At 61.0% G+C, this 19,854-nt stretch carries 16 protein-coding genes and 1 tRNA gene; 6 read left to right on the top strand and 11 right to left on the bottom strand.

The window, feature by feature from the left end:
• Window positions 1–62: 62 nt before the first annotated feature.
• Both ACZ5ZH_RS05245 and ACZ5ZH_RS05240 read right to left on the bottom strand, forming a co-directional pair.
• Window positions 63–902 carry a TraB/GumN family protein gene (locus ACZ5ZH_RS05245; protein WP_464772603.1) on the bottom strand — a complete coding sequence of 280 codons (840 nt, stop codon included), beginning with the start codon at window positions 900–902 and terminating at the stop codon, window positions 63–65.
• A gap of 35 nt (window positions 903–937) precedes the next feature.
• Entirely contained in the window at window positions 938–1,852 is a 915-nt protein-coding gene (locus ACZ5ZH_RS05240) for a TraB/GumN family protein (protein WP_464772602.1), read from the bottom strand.
• Window positions 1,853–2,015: 163 nt separating this feature from the next.
• Between ACZ5ZH_RS05240 and ACZ5ZH_RS05235 the strand changes: the two genes are divergently transcribed.
• From ACZ5ZH_RS05235 to ppdK, 3 genes are all read left to right on the top strand, one after another.
• Window positions 2,016–2,888 carry a glycine--tRNA ligase subunit alpha gene (locus tag ACZ5ZH_RS05235; protein WP_464772392.1) on the top strand — a complete coding sequence of 291 codons (873 nt, stop codon included), beginning with the start codon at window positions 2,016–2,018 and terminating at the stop codon, window positions 2,886–2,888.
• Window positions 2,889–2,997: 109 nt separating this feature from the next.
• Complete coding sequence (gene glyS, locus ACZ5ZH_RS05230; protein WP_464772391.1) at window positions 2,998–5,139, top strand: glycine--tRNA ligase subunit beta; 2,142 nt, start codon at window positions 2,998–3,000, stop codon at window positions 5,137–5,139.
• A gap of 149 nt (window positions 5,140–5,288) precedes the next feature.
• Complete coding sequence (ppdK, locus tag ACZ5ZH_RS05225; RefSeq protein WP_464772390.1) at window positions 5,289–7,988, top strand: pyruvate, phosphate dikinase; 2,700 nt, start codon at window positions 5,289–5,291, stop codon at window positions 7,986–7,988.
• A gap of 45 nt (window positions 7,989–8,033) precedes the next feature.
• On the opposite strand, the gene ACZ5ZH_RS05220 is transcribed toward ppdK, so the two are convergent.
• A complete protein-coding gene (locus tag ACZ5ZH_RS05220; RefSeq protein ID WP_460985901.1) occupies window positions 8,034–8,477 on the bottom strand; it encodes a hypothetical protein in 444 nt (147 codons plus the stop codon).
• A 141-nt stretch (window positions 8,478–8,618) separates the two neighbouring features.
• Between ACZ5ZH_RS05220 and ACZ5ZH_RS05215 the strand changes: the two genes are divergently transcribed.
• Window positions 8,619–8,695: transfer RNA gene (locus tag ACZ5ZH_RS05215), tRNA-Arg, on the top strand.
• A gap of 142 nt (window positions 8,696–8,837) precedes the next feature.
• Here ACZ5ZH_RS05215 and ACZ5ZH_RS05210 read toward each other — a convergent pair.
• The 6 genes from ACZ5ZH_RS05210 to ACZ5ZH_RS05185 all read right to left on the bottom strand — a co-directional run bounded on the left by ACZ5ZH_RS05210 (window position 8,838) and on the right by ACZ5ZH_RS05185 (window position 14,677).
• Complete coding sequence (locus ACZ5ZH_RS05210) at window positions 8,838–10,292, bottom strand: cobyric acid synthase (RefSeq protein ID WP_460985900.1); 1,455 nt, start codon at window positions 10,290–10,292, stop codon at window positions 8,838–8,840.
• Between the two features lie 61 nt (window positions 10,293–10,353).
• Entirely contained in the window at window positions 10,354–10,575 is a 222-nt protein-coding gene (locus ACZ5ZH_RS05205; protein WP_449472509.1) for a hypothetical protein, read from the bottom strand.
• A gap of 25 nt (window positions 10,576–10,600) precedes the next feature.
• Complete coding sequence (locus ACZ5ZH_RS05200) at window positions 10,601–11,860, bottom strand: N-succinylarginine dihydrolase (RefSeq protein ID WP_464772389.1); 1,260 nt, start codon at window positions 11,858–11,860, stop codon at window positions 10,601–10,603.
• Window positions 11,857–12,873 (bottom strand): arginine N-succinyltransferase, encoded by a 1,017-nt coding sequence (locus ACZ5ZH_RS05195; RefSeq protein WP_464772388.1) that lies wholly within the window; start codon window positions 12,871–12,873, stop codon window positions 11,857–11,859. The genes ACZ5ZH_RS05200 and ACZ5ZH_RS05195 overlap by 4 nt, the downstream gene beginning before the upstream one ends.
• Entirely contained in the window at window positions 12,870–14,093 is a 1,224-nt protein-coding gene (locus ACZ5ZH_RS05190) for a hydrolase (protein WP_464772387.1), read from the bottom strand. Before ACZ5ZH_RS05190 ends, ACZ5ZH_RS05195 begins: the two co-directional genes overlap by 4 nt.
• A 98-nt stretch (window positions 14,094–14,191) precedes the next feature.
• Complete coding sequence (locus ACZ5ZH_RS05185; RefSeq protein ID WP_464772386.1) at window positions 14,192–14,677, bottom strand: RNA pyrophosphohydrolase; 486 nt, start codon at window positions 14,675–14,677, stop codon at window positions 14,192–14,194.
• Window positions 14,678–14,857: 180 nt separating this feature from the next.
• Between ACZ5ZH_RS05185 and ACZ5ZH_RS05180 the strand changes: the two genes are divergently transcribed.
• On the top strand, window positions 14,858–16,234 hold the full coding sequence (locus ACZ5ZH_RS05180) for a cryptochrome/photolyase family protein (RefSeq protein WP_464772385.1): 1,377 nt from the start codon (window positions 14,858–14,860) through the stop codon (window positions 16,232–16,234).
• 36 nt (window positions 16,235–16,270) lie between these two features.
• Entirely contained in the window at window positions 16,271–17,536 is a 1,266-nt protein-coding gene (locus tag ACZ5ZH_RS05175; RefSeq protein ID WP_464772384.1) for a class I SAM-dependent methyltransferase, read from the top strand.
• A gap of 2 nt (window positions 17,537–17,538) precedes the next feature.
• On the opposite strand, the gene ACZ5ZH_RS05170 is transcribed toward ACZ5ZH_RS05175, so the two are convergent.
• Together ACZ5ZH_RS05170 and purF are read right to left on the bottom strand one after the other, a co-directional pair.
• Window positions 17,539–18,249 (bottom strand): SDR family NAD(P)-dependent oxidoreductase, encoded by a 711-nt coding sequence (locus tag ACZ5ZH_RS05170; protein WP_464772383.1) that lies wholly within the window; start codon window positions 18,247–18,249, stop codon window positions 17,539–17,541.
• Window positions 18,250–18,347: 98 nt separating this feature from the next.
• Window positions 18,348–19,826 carry an amidophosphoribosyltransferase gene (purF, locus tag ACZ5ZH_RS05165; RefSeq protein WP_449472500.1) on the bottom strand — a complete coding sequence of 493 codons (1,479 nt, stop codon included), beginning with the start codon at window positions 19,824–19,826 and terminating at the stop codon, window positions 18,348–18,350.
• Between the last annotated feature and the right edge of the window lie 28 nt (window positions 19,827–19,854).

The raw sequence follows: 19,854 nt of genomic DNA, 5'->3' as shown, positions 1-19,854 counted from the left end.
GGATGACCATCACGGGAAGGCGGCCCTGTAGCAGAAAGGCGGGCAAAGGCAAGGGCGCGGCGCTATTGCACCCGCGTCACCTTGTAGCCACGCGCCTCAATCAAGCTGATGAGATTGTGCCGCCCGGTAAGATGCCCCGTGCCCACAGCGATGAAGGGGCGCCCCTTCAACTTCGTGATAGCTGCGCTCCAGTTCCGATTGCGGGAAACCAACACCGCCTTTTCAACCACCGGGTCGGGCTGTTCTCCACCCTGATCCTCCCGCGCGATCGCGGCCATGTCACCCTTCAGCCAGGCATGAAGAATGCGCTCATACAGCGCCTCCATCCCCTTGGCCTCCGTCACAGTCTGAATCAGAAGCTGCCGCTGCGAGGTTTCGGGCAAGGTGTCGAAGGCGCCGAACTGCCGCGCCACGGTCTCCAGTCCGCCAATCGGCTTACCCGCTTCCCGAAACGCGGCGATCAGCACCGGCTCGACACCCGCGCTGGCGCTTAGGTGCAGCGACTGCTGCGCCGCCGCCGAAAGCAGCATCGCGGCCGCCCAGCTTTCATATCCGGACAGAAGCTGCATATTAGCGCCCCCGTCGCCAGCAATGCGCCGAAGCTCATCGCGTTTATCCGCAGGCACACGGGCTTCGAGAGTGGGGAGATCGGGGCTGCGGCCCATCTTCTCGAACAGCGCCCTCGTTCGCATCTGATCCTGAATTTCCGCAGTTTCGAGCACCAGCTGGTCCGAAGCGTCCATCGCCTGCTCAATCTTGCCGGTTCGCCAGCCGACCCCCTTGGGCAGCACATGAATGGTCCCGAACAGCCATCCATCGACCCCATGCCCTTGCACCCGCCACAGGGCAGGCCCGCCGCCCTCCGGAGGAGAAACCGGCTCCGGCCCGCACGCTGCGATCATCAGCAGCGCGCACAGGCCCAGCCATCGCAGCAAGTTCACTCGGCGACCCTGGCCGATGCGACGTTCATTCCCTTCAACTGCTCTTGCACGCTACCCTTGCCCGCCAGATGCCCGGCACCGACGGCGATGAACACCGTTCCCGGCCGCGCCAGCCGTTCCTTGATCCACTTGGCCCAATTCATGTTCCGCTGAAGCAGCAGAACCTGAGCCAGTTCCGGCGTCGCTTCGAGCGATTCGTTCATTTCAGCGGCCAGCTTGTCTGGATCGCCCTCCTGCCAATGCGCGATCAGGCTGGAGAACTCCTTGTCCATGTCCGGCAGGCCCTCAACGGTAGCGTTCAGGAACTTCACCTGACTGTCCATCGGCAGCCCGGCAAAATAGCCCAATTGCTGCTCTACTGTCTCCAGAGCGCCTATCTTCTTGCCCGCAGCCTTTGCTGCTGACGTCAGTGTCTTCTCCGCGCCAAGGTCCGCTTCGTATCCCAGTTTTTCGAGCGGCTTCACCGCCAGCGCCATGCCAGCCATCCAGGGGTTGAACGGCTCGAACATCTGCCAGGGCAGGCCGTTCGCTGCCATCGCCGTCTGATATTTGCCCCGCATGTCGGCATCCAGACGATCCGACAGCTTCACCCCGTCACGCGCCAGGCCCGTTTGCGCCATGGAAGCAGCCATCGCCTGCGGATTCTCTGGCTCGACAATCTCCAGAACCAGCTCGTCCGACCCATCAAAGGCCCGCTTGATGCCGCCCTTGAACCACTCCGTTCCCGGTTTCAGCACATGAACCGTGCCAAAGAGATAGAGCGTCGTATCCTCATCCTTCACCTGCCATAGGGCGGGCGTCACATAGGCGGCCCTTGCCGCTGGCGGACGAGCGTTGGCCTGCGGTTCCTGAGTGCAGCCGCTTAGCAGCAGCAAGCCTGCAACCATCAAGCGCGAAAGCGACCATTTCATAACGGCTATCGATCCATTGCGAAGAGTTTCGCCATATCCATGCGGGGCAGGTGGCGTTTGGGCAAGCGGATTAACCGCCTTCAAGCCCGCTTTTCCTTGACCCAAAAGCCCTCCTGCGCCAAGGCGCGCGCGATCAAACCGTCATTTTCGCAAGGGACCGTCCGTGGCGACAGGAAAGCCGCTCTCCTTTCAGGACCTCATCCTGACCCTGCACGCCTATTGGGGAAAGCAGGGCTGCGTCATCCTGCAACCCTATGACATGGAAGTCGGCGCGGGCACGTTCCACCCCGCCACCACCTTGCGTAGCCTTGGCCCGGACGCCTGGAATGCCGCCTATGTGCAGCCCAGCCGCCGCCCGACCGACGGCCGCTATGGCGAAAACCCCAATCGGCTCCAGCATTATTACCAATATCAGGTGATCATGAAGCCGTCCCCGGCGAACCTTCAGGAGCTGTATCTGGGGTCGCTGGTCGAGATCGGTATCGATCCGCTGATCCACGACATTCGCTTCGTCGAGGATGACTGGGAAAGCCCGACGCTGGGCGCCTGGGGCCTTGGCTGGGAAGTCTGGTGCGATGGCATGGAAGTCACCCAGTTCACCTATTTTCAGCAAATGGGCGGCTACGACTGCAAACCCGTCGCGGGCGAGCTGACTTACGGCCTCGAACGCCTCGCCATGTATATTCAGGGCGTCGACAGCGTTTACGACCTGAAGTTCAATGACGCAGGCGTCACCTATGGCGATGTGTTCCTCGCCAACGAACAACAGATGTCGAAATGGAATTTCGAGATCGCCGACACTGAAAAGTTGTTCCGCTGGTTCAAGGATGCCGAAGCCGAGTGCAAGGCGTCGCTGGAGGCAGGCGTCCCGCTCGCCGCCTATGACCAGGCGATCAAAGCAAGCCATGTCTTCAATCTCCTCCAGGCGCGCGGCGTCATCTCCGTTCAGGAACGCGCCAGCTACATCGGCCGCGTCCGCGACCTCGCCAAAGGCTCATGCGAAAAGTGGATGGAAGTAAACGGGTGGGCCGCGTGATGCAGATGTTCAATTCCGTCATCCTAGCGAACGCTGGGATCTCATGCCCCACGCGTTCCATCATTCGGCACGAGGCCCCAGCCTCCGCTGGGGCTGCGGAGAAAATCGCATGACCGATTTCCTCCTCGAACTCCGCTGCGAAGAAATCCCGGCCCGGATGCAGCTCAAGGCATCTGAAGACCTGGCCCGCCTCTTCACCGAGGAACTGGCGAAGGCTGGACTGAAACCCGAGAGCATCGACAGCTTCGTCACGCCTCGCCGCTTGGCGCTAATCGCCCGCAACCTGCCGCTTGAAACCGCCGCCGTCAGCGAGGAATTCAAAGGCCCTCGCACCAGCGCGCCCGCGCAGGCGCTTGAAGGCTTCCTCCGCAAAACCGGCCTGACCCAGAACCAGCTCGAAGACCGCGACGGCGTCTGGTTCGCCACCGTCAACAAGCCCGGCCGCGCCACCGCGCAAGTGCTGGCCGAAGCTGTCCCCGCCATCATCCGCGCCTTCCCCTGGCCCAAGTCCATGCGCTGGGGCACAGCCTCGCAGACGACCGAAAGCCTCCGCTGGGTCCGCCCGTTGCAAGGCATCGTCGCGATCCTCGGCGAAGACCTTGTCGATATCGAGATCGAAGGCACGCGCAGCGGCTACGCCACGCTCGGCCACCGTTTCCACCACCCCGGCGAAATCACCATCGGCGGCGCGCACGACTATGTCGAAAAGTTGCGCGCCTGCCATGTGATCGTCAGCCATCAGGAACGCCAGTCGATCATCGAGGCAAAGGCGAACGAAGCCGCCGCCGCGAAGGGCTACACCGTGATCGAGGACAAGGGCCTCATCGCGGAGAATGCTGGCCTGACCGAATGGCCGGTGCCCTTGCTCGGCGATTTCGACCCAGCCTTCCTTGAGGTGCCACCTGAAGTAATCCAGCTAACCCTACGGATAAATCAGAAATATTTCGTGCTGCGTGACGGTGCGGGCAAACTCGCCCCCGCCTTCATCTGCACGGCAAATATTGAGGCAAAGGACGGCGGCGAAGCAATCATCGCGGGCAACCGCAAGGTCCTCGCCGCGCGCCTGTCCGACGCCCGCTTCTTCTGGGAACAGGACCGCAAGACTAGCCTCGAAGACCATGCCAAGAAGCTCGAACGCATCACCTTCCACGAAAAGCTAGGCACCGTCGCCGACAAGGTGGAACGCGTAGCCAAACTAGCCCGCTGGCTGGTAGAACAAGGCATCGTAACTTCTTCTCCCCTCCCGCAAGCGGGAGGGGCCGGGGGTGGGCAGGCGCCAACGACCGAACAACTCGCAGACCTGGCCCAACAAGCCGCCCGCCTAGCCAAAGCCGACCTGGTCACCGAAATGGTCGGCGAGTTCCCCGAACTCCAAGGCATCATGGGCGGCTACTACGCCCGCGCCGAAGGACTGCCGGATGCCGTGGCCGACGCCATCCGCGATCATTACAAGCCGGTTGGGCAGGGGGACGATGTCCCGACTGCGCCGATTGCGGTGGCTGTGTCATTGGCTGACAAGCTGGATACGTTACTGTCATTTTTCGACATCCAAGAGTATCCAACTGGATCGAAAGATCCGTTCGCCCTCCGGCGCGCTGCGATCGCGATTATTCGCCTGATTCTCGAGAACCGCGTTAAGATGGTGACTGACGCTCCCATCGAGTTCTGGCTCGGCCAATCAGATGAGGGAGCAGTTCTTTCTGAGAACGATCTTGAGCGTCGGCGGTTGCTTACCGTTGGGCTAGACTTCCTTTTGGACCGCCTAGCCGTTCAGCAGCGAGATGCAGGAATTAGGCACGATTTTATTGAAGCATCGCGGCGCTGGAATGCTCGTGATGATGGTCGATTGGACCGTGTTAGCTTGCGCGCGTCGGCCCTCCAATCATTCATCGCTACCGATGACGGCGCCAATCTGCTCGCCGGATACAAACGCGCCGCGAACATCTTGAAGAAGGAAGGCGTGGACACGGCAGAGAAGGTTGAGCTGACCTACACCCCCGAACCCGCCGAAGTCGATCTCATCACCGCCCTCGACACCGCCGAGCCACGCGCAACCGCAGCTGTTCAGGCGGAAGATTTCGAAGGTGCCATGGCCGCACTCGCAACATTGCGCGCGCCGATCGACGCCTTCTTCGATAAGGTGACCGTGAACGACGCTGATCCGGCCAAGCGGTCGGCTCGCCTCGCCGTGCTGGCACGGGTGCGGGACGCCGTGCATGCGGTCGCCGACTTCTCGAAAATTGCAGGATAGTTCGGAAAGGTCCGACGCGTCACAGCGATAGAGGATAGAGAAGAGCAAAGGATCATCGTAAAAGCGGGTGCGTTCATCGCCCCGCCTGTTGTAGGAAAGTTGCTGCAACGCACAAATACACGGCAATCAGTGCAGGGAGAGCCGGGACTATGTTGACAATGGAAGAGGCCAGCATGAGCACGACCGCGACGCGTTATGTCTATCGTTTCGGCGGCGGCGTCGATGATGGTGGCAAGGGTAACAAGAACCTCCTCGGCGGCAAGGGCGCCAATCTGGACGGCATGGCCGCCATCGGCTTGCCCGTGCCCCCCGGTTTCACAATCACGACCGAGATGTGCACCCGCTATTACGAGGATGGCGGCGTATTCCCCGAAAGCCTCAAGGCCGAAGTCGCCAACGGCATCGCCCATATCGAAGGCGTCACGGGCAAGAAGTTCGGCGACGCGGCCGACCCGCTGCTCGTATCCGTCCGCTCCGGCGCGCGCATTTCGATGCCTGGCATGATGGACACGGTCCTCAACCTCGGCCTCAACGACGAAACCGTGATCGGCCTCGCCACCGCGAGCGGCGATGAGCGTTTCGCCTGGGACAGCTATCGTCGCTTCATCCAGATGTATTCGGACGTGGTGCTGGAACTTGACCATGGCGCGTTCGAGGAAGCCCTCGAAATCGCCAAGGAAGATCAGGGCTACACGCTCGATACGCAGATGACCGCCGACGACTGGAAGGCGCTCGTTGCCGAGTATAAAGCCCTCGTTTCAAAGCTCTGGAACAAGCCTTTCCCGCAGGACGTAAACGACCAGCTATGGGGCGCGATCAGCGCCGTCTTCGGCAGCTGGCAGGCCGACCGCGCCAAGGTCTATCGCCGCCTGAACTCGATCCCGCACGATTGGGGCACCGCCGTCAACGTGCAGGCGATGGTGTTCGGCAATATGGGCGACACCTCGGCCACCGGAGTCGCCTTCACCCGCGACCCGGCCACCGGCGAAAACGCCTATTATGGCGAGTACCTCATCAACGCCCAGGGCGAGGACGTGGTGGCGGGCATCCGCACCCCACAGTATCTGACTAAGCAGGCACGCGAGCGGGCAGGGGCCAAGCCGCTGTCGATGGAAGAGGCGATGCCGGAAACCTATGCCGAACTGGCTCGGGTGTTCCAGATCCTCGAAACCCATTATCGCGACATGCAGGACATCGAGTTCACGGTACAGCAGGGCAAGCTCTGGATGCTCCAGACCCGCTCGGGCAAGCGCACCGCCAAGGCCGCGCTCAAGATCGCCGTCGATATGGCGACCGAGGGCCTGATCACCGAGCAGGAAGCCGTCGCCCGCGTCGATCCCGCCGCGCTCGACCAGCTGCTGCACCCGACGCTCGATCCCAAGGCTCCCCGCGACGTGCTGACCAAGGGCCTGCCTGCCTCGCCGGGCGCAGCTTCGGGCGCGATCGTGTTCGATGCCGACACCGCAGAGCGCCGCAACGAGCTGGGCGATTCTGTCATCCTCGTCCGCGTCGAAACCAGCCCTGAAGACATCCACGGCATGCACGCGGCCAAGGGCATCCTGACCGCGCGCGGTGGCATGACGTCACACGCCGCCGTGGTTGCGCGCGGCATGGGCCGTCCCTGCGTGTCCGGCGCGGGCAGCCTGTCGATCGACAATGCCGCCAAGACGCTTCGCATCGAAGGCCGCACCCTCAAGGAAGGCGACATCCTCACCATCGACGGCTCGACCGGCGAGGTGATGGCGGGCGAAGTCCCGACCGTGCAGCCCGAACTGGCGGGCGATTTCGGCGTGCTGATGGCATGGGCCGACAAGGTCCGCCGCTTGCGTGTCCGCGCCAATGCGGAAACCCCTCAGGACTGCCAGGTCGCGCGTGAGTTTGGCGCGGAGGGCGTCGGCCTCTGCCGCACCGAACATATGTTCTTCGACGCGGCCCGCATCACCGCCGTCCGCGAGATGATCCTCGCCGACAGTGAAAAGGGTCGCCGCGTCGCGCTGGACAAGCTGCTTCCCGAACAGCGTGACGACTTCGCACAGATCTTCATGGTCATGGCGGGTCTGCCCGTCACCATCCGCCTGCTCGACCCGCCGCTCCACGAATTCCTGCCGCATGGCGAAGCAGAGTTCGAGGAAGTGGCCAAGGCCGCAGGCGTGGGTGTGGACGCGCTCAAGCGCCGCGCCGCCGAACTGCACGAGTTCAACCCGATGCTCGGCCATCGTGGTTGCCGTCTGGGCGTCACCTACCCCGAAATCTACGAGATGCAGGCCCGCGCCATCTTCGAGGCGGCGCTGCTCGTCAAGCAGCGTAGCGGCGAGGCGCCGATCCCGGAAATCATGATCCCGCTCGTTGCGACCAAGAAAGAGCTGGAACTGATGAAGGCGATCGTCGATCGCGTCGCCAGCGAAGTGTTCGCGGAGCAGGGCGCTTCGGTGGAATATCTCGTCGGCACCATGATCGAACTGCCGCGCGCAGCGCTCAAGGCGGGCGAGATTGCCGAGGTGGGCGAATTCTTCTCCTTCGGCACCAACGACCTCACGCAAACCACCATCGGCATCAGCCGTGACGATGCCGGCCGCTTCCTGACGCAATATGTGGACAAGGGCATCTTCGCCCGCGATCCGTTCGTCAGCATCGATGTGGAGGGCGTGGGCCAGCTTATCGAGCTAGCCGCCGAACGCGGCCGCGCGACCCGTCCCGGGATCAAGCTCGGCATCTGTGGCGAACATGGCGGTGATCCGGCCTCTATCGCCTTCTGCGAGGCTACCGGCCTCGATTATGTCTCGGCCTCGCCCTACCGCGTGCCGATCGCCCGCTTGGCCGCCGCTCAGGCTGCATTGGCAAAGAAGTAACGCTCCAGCCCCTCCCGCAACCGTGGGAGGGGCACCCGGACCTTGTTACGCCTCCAGGTAGCGCCGCTCATGCTCGCGCACCTTGCCCGCTTCGAGCAGCCGCGCCTGCAGGCGCCATTCCTCGCGCTCGATGGTCCCCGGCTCTCGCCCCAGCCTTGATTCCAGCGCAGCCTGCTCCTCACGATCAATCGATCCGAGTTGCGCATAGCTTTGATAGCCCGCAGCCTCCAACTCAGCAGCGTCTTTTGCCGAAATTCCCCTGATCCGCGTCAGGTCATTTCGTTCGCCGGAAATATCTCCAGCCTCCGCTCTACGGTCAGAAGCAGCGGGGAGCCGCGCATCACGCTCCTTGATCGTTTCGCGATGAGCCAACCTCTCATCACGCCACAGCCGCTTATATTTGCCACGACCGCTGATCATCAGGCCGATCATCAATCCAATAACCAGCGCGATCACGAGCAGCGAAATCTCGTTCAAAGTGAAAGCCATGCTTCGCCTCCTTGCCCCTGTTCGCAACGAGCCAGCGCTGCAAAAAGTTGCGCTGGCGAAACTGCCGAGCGGACGCCGTAAAAAAACTGAAAAAAGGGGGTTGCTCAATCTCCCGCCCCCCTCTATCTGCCGCTCCACAACGCGCCCGTAGCTCAGCTGGATAGAGCATCAGACTACGAATCTGAGGGTCGGACGTTCGAATCGTTCCGGGCGCACCATTTTCTTTTCACGGAAAATCAGTGACTTATAAGGCGCCCCTGTGGGATTGCTTTAGCTGTTCCTGTTTACGTGGTTTCAGATCATGCAGGGATTTCGCAGGCCCCTGTATATCCAGCGCTAGTTAAGCACGATCACGATCTTTCAGCCGCAGTTGGCGATCCTGATCATCGCATCGATATCAACATGTCGTTCCAGTTGCTCTGCAATGTCATCCAGCGCCCGATCGACCGATGCGGAATAATCCACGCCTTCAGAATGAACGCCGATCGAGGCTATTAATCCGGCGCGAGCGCCTGTGCTGGCAAACAGGCCATGGACATAGGTGCCGGACACAAGGCCATCCGCGCTGATCGCGCCATCGAGCCGCCCATCGTCCAATCGAGCGAAGGGATGCGCACAGTCCGGCCCTTCGGTTGAGCCGAGATGCATTTCATACCCCTGGAAACTCTGCGCCCAGGCCGTGCCCGCCACTCTTTCCAGCGACTTAGTGCCCGTCAGCCGCGTTTCGATGTCGAGCAGGCCCAGCCCCTCGATGCTGCCGGGTTCACCCTCAATTCCATCCGGATCAGAGATGCGCTTACCAAGCATCTGATAACCACCGCAAATTCCCAATATAGGCTTGCCCTGACGATGATGTGAAAGGATGTCGATGTCCCAACCTTCGGCTCGCATTGCGCGCAGGTCGGCGATCGTCGCCTTGGATCCCGGCAGGATGATCAGGCTGGCTTCGGCTGGAATGGGCTGGCCGGGCGGCACCATCACAAGTGTCACCTCTGGTTCCAGCTTGAATGGGTCCAGATCGTCGAAATTCGCGATGCGGGGCAGGATAGGGCAGGCGATGACGATGCGCTTGCCACCCCCGCGGCTCGGCCGTTCCAGCACGACCGCATCCTCGCTGGGCAACCGTGCGGTAGCGGTAAGCCATGGCACCACGCCAAACCCCCGCCAGCCCGATAATTGCTCGATCTGCCGATAACCGTCTTCGAACAAGGCCGGGTCGCCCCGGAACTTGTTGATCAGGAACCCCCGTATCATCGCCGCGTCCGCCGGATCGATGACAGCTTTCGTGCCTGCGATCGCCGCGATCACGCCGCCCCGGTCTATGTCGCCGACCAGTATGACCGGCACGTTGGCGGCGCGCGCGAACCCCATGTTCGCGATGTCGCCCGCTCGCAGGTTGATCTCCGCCGGGGATCCCGCCCCCTCGACCACGACGATATCGCATTGCTGCTTCAGTCGGTCGTAGCTCTCCAACACCGCGTCCAATAGTTCGGCACGAGCGGTCCGGAAGTTACCGGCGTTCAGCGCGCCGCGAACCTTCCCATGGACCACCAGCTGCGATGTACGATCCGCCTGCGGCTTCAGCAGCACGGGGTTCATGTCGCTGTGCGGCTCTGCGCCAGCGGCCAGCGCCTGTAGAGCCTGCGCCCTGCCAATCTCTCCGCCATCGATGGTGACGGCTGCGTTGTTCGACATATTCTGCGGCTTGAATGGGCGCACACTGTAGCCCCGACGCACCAGCGCCCGGCACAATCCCGCGACGAGTACCGACTTTCCAACGTCGGACCCTGTTCCCTGAAGCATGATAGCGGCCATGATGCCGCTCCTGCATGGCTGTCCGTTGCCGGTCAACCGCCGCTTTGTGGAAGGCAATTATTCAGAAGATCAGGCGCCGCCGCATCTCGACGGCATCGATGATCATACCGCCTGCCATGAACACCGATCCTGTGCACGCCAGGGCAAGCAATTGTCCGCCGAAACCGGGATATTGCTGAAGATAGACGATGCCGCGTTCGGTGGCGCCCAGCGCAAGCGCATAGATGACCAGGAATGCCTCGAACTTCGTCTTGATCGTGAAGAGGCGCTTGATCCGTTCCATCGTCCCACTCGAGCTGTGACTTGCTCTAGGGAATTAAGTCGCCCGAAAGCTGCAAATGGTCAACAAGCATTAACCACGATTGTTCGATCTGGGCGATCAGTCGGGTGTCGGCCAGATCGGCGGGCACGATCCGCTCAGGCCAATAGCGCTCGATTATGCTCGCGATCTCATCTAACCTGGCCTCGTTCACCAGAAAACGGGGATCGACATTGGCGGGATCAGCGACGACCCTCAACCTCAGACAGGCCGGGCCGCCGCCATTCGCCATGGATTGTCGCACATTGACGGTGATCAACTCGCGAATGGGGCCATTGCCCGCAACCAGTTTTTCCAGCCAGTTCCAGACACTCGCAACCCCCTTGGCCTCAGCGGGCAGGATCAACGTCATGCCGCCGTCCGGCAGCGTCACCAGTTGCGCATTAAACAGATAGCTTTGGATGGCATCGGCCAGGCTGATGGCCGCCTCCGGCACCTCGATGATCTGGACCGCGGGCAGCATGGCGCGCAGTTGATCGTAGAAGCGCGCCTTGTCGGCGAAGGCCTGCTCATGGGCGAGAAGCACGGTCTCGTTGGCGACGGCCACGACGTCATTGTGAAAGGCGCCAGCCGCTATCGCCTGCTCGGACTGCATGACGAACAATGTGCGTGCCGGATCAAGGCCATGGAGCCGCGCGACGGCTTTGCTGGCCTCCACATGCTGACGGGCGGGGTAGGGGCCGCCGGATTGGCCATAGACGAATATCTCGACGCCCCGATCCGCATGGCTGTCACATAATCGCATGTGATTGGCCGCGCCTTCATCGCCGTAGGGCGCGGGGATAGGGGGATGAATCGCAAAGGCATCCTTGTCGGAAAAAGCGACCTGCAACTGGGCCAGTGTCTGCTGCCACTCATGGCTTCGGTGCGGCATGGTGACGAGGTTAGCTATAGTCAGGTGCGTGCGTCCGTCGGCCGTATCGGGGCCGGGCGACACGGTCGCCGCGTTCGCCGCCCACATGGAGGACGCGGACATCGCCGCCGCCCGGATATGGGGCTCAGCTTCGCCGATATTTGTGCCCAAGGCGCTTAGCCATCGCCCGTCCGGCCGCCACTGGGGCAGGAATATACCCTGTACTAGTCCCAGGCGCAGGTTCGCGTGCATCTTCTCGATGCCTTCCAACGCCGCGGCCCGGGGATATGACGTCGTTCCCGCGCTTCCTGCCGATGCCAGGTTTCCCAGGCTAAGCCCCGCATAATTGTGGCTTGGCCCGATCAAGCCGTCGAAGTTGATTTCCCTGACCGTCATGCGCGGGACACCATCATGAACTGCTGCCCGGGTTCCAGTCCCAGCCGTTCGGCGCTTTGCCGATCAAGCGACAGGTTATCGCCGTCTTCCTTGACCATTGCATATGTGCAACGAAAATCCGCGCGTTCTCCGGTGGCCACCAGCTGTCTTTCTCCTCCACCGTCATGAACGGCGGACAGGATCACATCCTGCGCATGGGATATGGTTTGCAGTGCGTCTATCTGTCCCACCATCGTCGGGCCGCCGTCGAATATGTCGATATATCCCGGATTCGTAAAACCCTCCGTCTCCAGCATCCGCATGGCAGCCCGGCCATTGGGATGAGGCAGGCCGATCACCGCCTTTGCACTGTCGTTCAGCATGGCGGTGTAGATAGGTGTCTTGGGCATCAGGTCCGCGATGAACTGGTTGCCATGGATCGCATTGAATTCATCCGCTTCCTGAAATGTCATGCCGAAGAAGCGCCCCGCGAGCCCATCCCAGAAAGGCGAGCCTCCTGCCTCATCGATTACGCCGCGCAGCTCGGCTATCACCCGGTCTCCGAAGCGTTCGCGATGACTGCGGATATAGAGATAACGGCTGCGGGCGAGCAGCAGGCCCAGGCCCTCGGCGCGCTCTCGTGGATGCAAAAAGAGGCCGCCGACCTCCGTCGAACCTTCCAGGTCCGTGACGAGCGACAGCATCTCCGCCCGGAATGTGCGGGACAATTCCCGGCTATGCTGGGTCAGGACGCCCAGGCGATAGGAATAGAAGGGCCAGCTTTGCCCTACCTTGCTGAAAATCTGACAAGTACCACGAACTTGTCCCGTGGTGCAGTTTTCAAGCACCATCAGGATAAGCTCATCCTCCACCCCTCCACTCTCCCGAGCGAGCGCCATCTCGGTCCGGATCAGCTTCTGCTCCAGCGCCTTCCGGTCAGCAGGCAGGTTGGTAAATCCGCCCCCCGTTATTTTCGCTAGTTCATACAGGGTTTGCAGATCATCCGCCCGCGCAGTCCGCATGACAAAGCTCAAACCATCTTCTCCTGTCGAAATTTGCCCTCCGCAATCCGCAATAAGGTCAGCGTGGAAAGTTGCGCGCGTTCGGCAAGGCTTTCAACGATCAAATATTCCTCGTCACTATGAATGGCACCGCCCCGAACACCCATCGTGTCCACCACAGGCACGCCGCACGCCGCAATGTTGTTGCCATCACAAACGCCTCCTGTGTTCCGCCAGCTCACGGCCAAGCCTAAATCCGCGCCACATTGCCTGACCAACTGAAAGAGGGCAGCGGCTTTTTCGTCGAGAGGTTTAGGCGGACGGCCGAAGCACCCGTGAACTTTCAAGCTCACATCATGATCGCGAGCAACTTCGCGTACGGAATTACTGATGAGCCGCTTCGCGCTCTCCTCAGCCTCCGCAGTCCGAGGCCGGAAATTCACGCGCAGGATCGCACGGTCGGGCACGACATTATTGGGAGAGCCGCCATCTATCCGCGCGGGATTGCACGTAAAGCCAGCGCCGCTCCCCGCTTTAAGTTTGAGGGCGAGATCGGCTGCTGCGAGCAGAGCGTTGCGGCCCTCTTCCGGGTTGCGCCCGGCGTGGGCGCTCCGGCCACTGACTATGAAGGAGAAATTCCCGCTACCCGGCCGCGCTCCCGCAAGCGTGCCATCGGGAAGCGCCGGTTCATAGGTCAGCGCTGCAACTTTCCCCTTCGCGACTATCATGAGAAGGTCTGCCGAAGAAGGACTGCCAACTTCCTCATCGCTGTTTATGACGACGTCATAACCGATCCGGGCGGCAGCCGGAGACCCCTCGAACGCTTCGAGTGCCGATAGCATCACGGCTAGACCGCCTTTCATATCGGCTACGCCGGGACCGTTCAGACTGCCGGGGTCGATCCATCGAAGCGACTGGAATCCATGATCCGCCGGAAAGACCGTGTCCATGTGTCCAGTCAGGAGGAGCCTGATCGCGGCGTCGGGTCGCACCGAAAGCAGCAGATTCTGTCCATGTTGGACCAGTTGGATGCGTCCTTCGGAATCAACAGCATCGACTTTCGTGCCTTCGATCAGGCGAATGTCGCCGGGTAGCGTGGAGAATGCATCTGCCAGCATCGAAGCAGTCATCGCCAAACCGGGCAGGTTCCGCGATCCGCTATTAATAGCGGCCCATTTCTGAACCTGATCCAGCATCGGGGCGGCTGCGGCGCGATCCAAGAGTTCGCGGTCTGACGACGAAAGGCCGTTCATGCGCCGGAGCTTATCAGACGAAGTTGATGGCCTCCAGTCTTGCGATACCGCAATTTATTCCCGATCGCGCTAGTGGGCCTAAAGGATCAGTGATCCGGTCAGATGAGAGCCTTGAATTCCTGCAAAATGTCCCGGTACAGCTTCCGCTTGAACGGAACGATCACGTCAGGAAGGGCTTCCGGCTCGATCCATTTCCACTCTGAGAATTCGGCATCATCAGTAGCGATGTTGATATCCTCGTCGCTGCCGAGGAAGCGCGCGAGGAACCATATCTGGCGCTGACCGCGATATTTGCCGCCCCATAATTTTCCGACAAGTTCAGGCGGTAAATCGTAAAAATGTTCGTCCCGCGCTTTCGCGATGATCTCTACATGATGCTGGCCGATGCCGGTTTCCTCGCCCAGTTCGCGCAGCGCGGCAGTCCTTTCCTCCTCCCCATGATCGATTCCACCCTGAGGCATTTGCCAAGCTTCCACCTGGCTATCGATCCGCTGGCCGACAAAGACCTTGCCCTCCATGCTGACAAGCATCACGCCGACGCAGGGCCGATATGCGAGTTCCGAATCATTTGGCGCCGATGCCATGATGTCCCCTGATCATTGTCCTGGCCGCAAGCCATTGGCCCGCTTTGTGCAGTGCAATGATAAAGGGCGAAGCAGCGGTCGTCCATGCGCTAAAACGCCCAGCACCATATCCGGACAGCTTTTCGCGTCGAAATGGGAGAGGGGATTGGAAGCTCGGCCTGGCAATGGCAAAGCTGGCTAATGTCCAATCCCGTGATCCTTTGGTTTCGCCAAGACCTCCGCTTATCTGATCAAGCAGCTCTGGCGGCGGCAGTGAAGGAAGGGCCGGTGATCCCGGTCTATATCCTGGACGATACATCCCCAAAGCAATGGAAGATGGGCAGCGCGCAGCGATGGTGGCTTCATCACAGCCTGAAATCCCTGGACGACCGCCTTCGTCGCAAGGGGTCTCGCCTCATCCTGCGCAAAGGGGAGAGCGCCGAGCAGCTAGAGAGGCTCGCCCGCGAAACCGGTGCCAAGCGGGTGCATGCACTGGCTCATTATGAGCCATGGTGGCGGAATGCCGAAAAGGCAGCAGCGAAGCAGATCGATCTTCAGCTTCACGACGGTATGCTGTTGTTGCCGCCTGGGAGTGTCCGCGCGTCGGGCGGCAATCTTTATCAGATATACACGCCGTTCGCCCGGGCAACGATGCTTCACATGCCACCGGCCGAACCCGTCGCGACCCCGTCAAAGATCGACGCGCCAGCAAAATGGCCCGCGAGCGATTCGCTCGACGATTGGGAACTATGCCCTCGTCGTCCCAACTGGGCAGCAGCTTTTGCCGAGGACTGGTCGCCTGGTGAAGATGGGGCGCGCCACCGCGTCGCCTCATTTCTCGATGAGGCGGATGAATATGATGTGGCGCGTAACCTTCCATCCGTGGAAGGAACTTCGCGGCTTTCTCCTCATCTCCATTTCGGCGAAGTCTCTCCCGCCTATGTCTGGCATCGGGTGAGCGAGGCGGCGGCAGATGCGGCCACCTTTCTTAAGGAACTGATCTGGCGGGACTATGCGCATACGCAGATTTGGGCATTGCCGACCTATGGGTCACAAAACGCCCGCTCCGATTTCGATCGGTTTGCTTGGCGCAGCTTGCGCGAAGCAGTCGATGATTTTGCCGCCTGGAAAACAGGACGAACGGGCTACCCGATAGTGGATGCCGGTATGCGCCAGCTTTGGACGACCGGATGGATGCACAACCGGGTTCGCATGATCGCCGCGAGCTTCCTCATCAAACATCTTCTGATAGATTGGCGACACGGGGCGCAATGGTTCTGGGACACATTGGTGGACGCGGATTACGCCAACAATAGCGTGAATTGGCAATGGGTGGCGGGCAGTGGCGTTGACGCAAACCTGTTTTCCCGGATCATGGCACCGCTGACCCAGTCTCCAAAATTCGAAGCGGGTGATTATATCAGGCAGTGGGTGCCCGAATTGGCTCATCTCGATGACACGGCGATTCACGATCCTGAAGCCTATGATGCACGACCGGCCTCATATCCTGCCAAGCGCGTTGGTCATCGCGAGGCACGCGAACGCGCGCTTGCAACCTACCGACAAAGCAGGGCCTAAGGACGGACGCATGGACGAGGGAACAGGGGTGAAGGGATGAACGCGATCGATCCCGGGCATGGCAGACGAGCGCCGACCGTGCGGCGCCTGGACGGGGAAAATACGCGCGGATGGGCGTCGCGCTTGGTCGCCCCTCACTTCCACCGTTTGCTGGACCGTATCGATTCGGGCCTTCTGAAAGGAAGGCTTGAGGCCACGCTGCCGGATGGAACCGCGAGAATATTGGGGGGGCGTGGAACGGGGCCGGTCTGCGAAGTCCGGCTGGTCCGCTGGCGCGCTCTGTTGCGGCTGGTCGTCGGGGGATCGGCCGGATGGTATCGGGCATGGGCTGCGGGTGAATGGAGTAGTCCGGACCCGGTCCCCTTGTTCGAGTTGTTCATGGCGAACGCCGCGACACTGGGTAATGTGGCTCGCCCAAATGGCCCGGCCCGATGGATTGCCCGGTTCGGGCATTGGGTGCGTCGCAACGACCGGAAGGGGTCGCGTCGTAACATCGCCTATCATTATGATCTTGGGAACGACTTCTACCGCCTATGGCTGGACCGGGACATGCATTATTCCAGTGCTTTGTTCCGTGATCCCGATGACCGGATCGAGAGCCTTGAACGAGCGCAGCAGCGCAAGGTGGACGCTATCCTCGACCGGCTCGACCTCAAGGAAGGCAGCACACTGCTTGAGATAGGCTGCGGGTGGGGAGGTTTGGCTGAGCAGGCGCTGCAACGTTGCGCCATCCGCTATTACGGACTGACCCTGTCGACCGAGCAGGCCGACTATGCGCGAGATCGGCTTGGTGCTGGCGCAAGCATCCTGCTGACGGATTATCGGGACGCTCAAGGACAGTATGACGCGATCGCAAGCGTCGAAATGGTCGAAGCGGTGGGCCAGGAATATTGGCCCGCTTATGTCGCTGCCATAGAGAGGTTGCTGAAACCTGGCGGGAAGGCGGCAATCCAATATATCCTCATCGACGACGCCATATTTGAAAAATATGCGCGTGGCGCCGATTTTATCCAGACTTACATTTTCCCCGGCGGAATGCTGCTGTCCGAAAGCCGCTTCAGGGCTTTGTCGGAAGCCAATGGGCTGGAATGGAGGGAGGTACGCCATTTTGGCGTCCACTATGCGGAAACTCTTCGGCGCTGGCGGGAAAGGTTCGACCGAGCCGTCGACCGCGGTCTTTTACCTCCCAGTTTCGACCAGCATTTCGTCGCGCTCTGGCGCTATTATCTGATGTATTGCGAAGGCGGCTTTCGCGGCGGCACGATCGATGTCGCTCAGGTAACGCTGGTCAAGCCGGGCTAAGATCAATCCAAACGCTGGTGATAGCCGTTTGGCCGATCCGAAAGGACGAGATCAGCTATGGCTTGGCCCACGACCTCGGGGTCTTTCACCGTCGCGGGATCTTCTCCCGGATAGGCTCTGGCGCGCATCGCCGTCCGGGTCGCGCCCGGGTCAACGATATGAGTGCGTATGGCCGAGATATTTTTCACTTCCTCGCCATACGTGCTTACGAGCGTTTCCAGCGCTGCCTTCGACGCGCCGTAGGCCCCCCAATAAGCGCGCGGCGCGGTAGCGACCGATGATGTGATAGCAATGACACGCGCGTCGGAACTTGCGCGGAGCATTCTGTCGAAAGCTGCGATCAAAGCCTGCGGTGCGGCTATGTTCAGCGTCAGCAGTCGAGCGAATTCCTTCACGTCGATCGCGGGCACCGCAGCCAGGCTGCCTAGGGTCGCTGCGTTCAAAACCAGAATGTCCAGCGCCTCCCACCGGCCCGAAACCGCCTGAGCAAGCCGCCCGATGCTTTCGCCATCGACCAAGTCGAGCGGCGCTATGGTGGCGCTGCCTCCGGCGCCGTGGATATATTCTTCTACCTCCTCAAGACCGCCGGCAGTTCTGGCTGTCAGAATGACATGAGCACCAGCAGCGCCGAGGGCCTTGGCAGTGGCGGCGCCGATACCACGGCTCGCGCCGGTCACCAGGGCAAGCTTACCGGAAAGAGGAAGAGTGGACATGAAGCATCCTGTTCGCCCTTCCGGATGGAGAGGGCCGGTTTAGTGGGAAAGGTAGTGGTTGCCCATGACCGGGCAGCCATCCTGAAATGACCTGTCGATCAGACGACCCGTTCAGCGAGCAATTCAAGCTGGTTCTTCACCACGACGTCGTCCTGATCGGTAAGCGTGGTCGGATAGTCGCCGGTAAAGCAGGCGTCGCAATATTGAGGGCGGATGTCGGCCCGTTTCGTTTCGCCCAGCGCCTTGTAGAGGCCGTCGATCGAAATGAAGGAAAGGCTGTCGGCATGGATGAAGTCCTGCATGCCGCCAATGTCCAGGCGATGCGCCAGCAACTTCGTGCGTTCAGGCGTATCGACGCCGTAAAAGCAGCTATGTTTTGTCGGCGGGCTGGCAATGCGCATATGCACTTCCTTGGCGCCTGCCTCACGCATCATCTGCACGATTTTGAGGCTGGTCGTTCCCCGCACGATAGAATCATCGATAAGAACGACGCGCTTCCCGGCGATTAGGGCGCGATTGGCGTTGTGCTTGAGCTTGACGCCAAGGTGGCGGACCTTGTCGCCTGGCTGGATGAACGTCCGTCCGATATAGTGGGAACGGATGATGCCCAGTTCGAAGGGAAGCCCTGACTGCTGGGCATAGCCGATGGCTGCAGGCACGCCGCTGTCGGGAACGGGAATAACCAGGTCGGCATCGACAGGATTTTCGATTGCCAATTGAGCGCCGATCGCCTTGCGAACCGAATAGACGCTTGAACCATCCACGATCGAATCGGGGCGGCTGAAATAGACATGTTCGAAAATGCAGGGGCGCGGATGCACATCGCCGAAGGGGCGATGGCTGCGCATCTCCCCATCATGAGTGACGATGACTAGCTCACCCGGATCGATGGAGCGAATATGGTCGGCGCCTACTACGTCAAAGGCGACGGTTTCCGACGCGAAAATGGTGGCGTCGCCCAATTTCCCCATGACCAGCGGCCGGATGCCCAGCGGGTCGCGGCACGCGATCATGCCCTCGGGTGTAGTCACGATCAGCGAATAGGCGCCCTCGATCTGCTTGAGCGCATCGATGAACTTGTCGAGCAGAGTCCGATAGGTCGAAGTCGCGACCAGGTGGATGATCACTTCGGTGTCGGAGGTCGACTGAAAGATTGAGCCGCGACGAATCAGCTCGCGGCGGAGCTTCATCGCATTGGAGATATTGCCGTTATGCGCGATGGCGAAGCCGCCGGAGTTAAGCTCGGCATAGAGGGGCTGTACGTTGCGGAGGGACGTTTCGCCCGTGGTCGAGTAACGGACGTGCCCGGATGCCGTGTGGCCCGGCAGGCCGCGAATCACTTCATCGCGGTCGAAATTGCCCGCCACATGCCCCATGGCGCGGTGGGTATGGAAATCGTGACCGTCCCAGCTGGTGATGCCGGCGGCCTCCTGTCCACGGTGTTGAAGCGCATGAAGGCCAAGCGCGACGATCGCCGAAGCGGTCTCGGCTTGAATGACGCCGAAAATGCCGCATTCTTCACGCAGCTTGTCGTCGTCGAACGGGTTTGTCGTAAACATGGGTGCGAGCGGATCCATAGCCGATGCTGTGCGCCTCAAATGGCTG

It is taken from the genome of Sphingobium sp. TomMM7A (assembly GCF_055397305.1).
The sequence above is the reverse complement of the archived record's forward strand: the minus strand, read 5'-3'. Positions and strand labels throughout refer to the sequence as shown.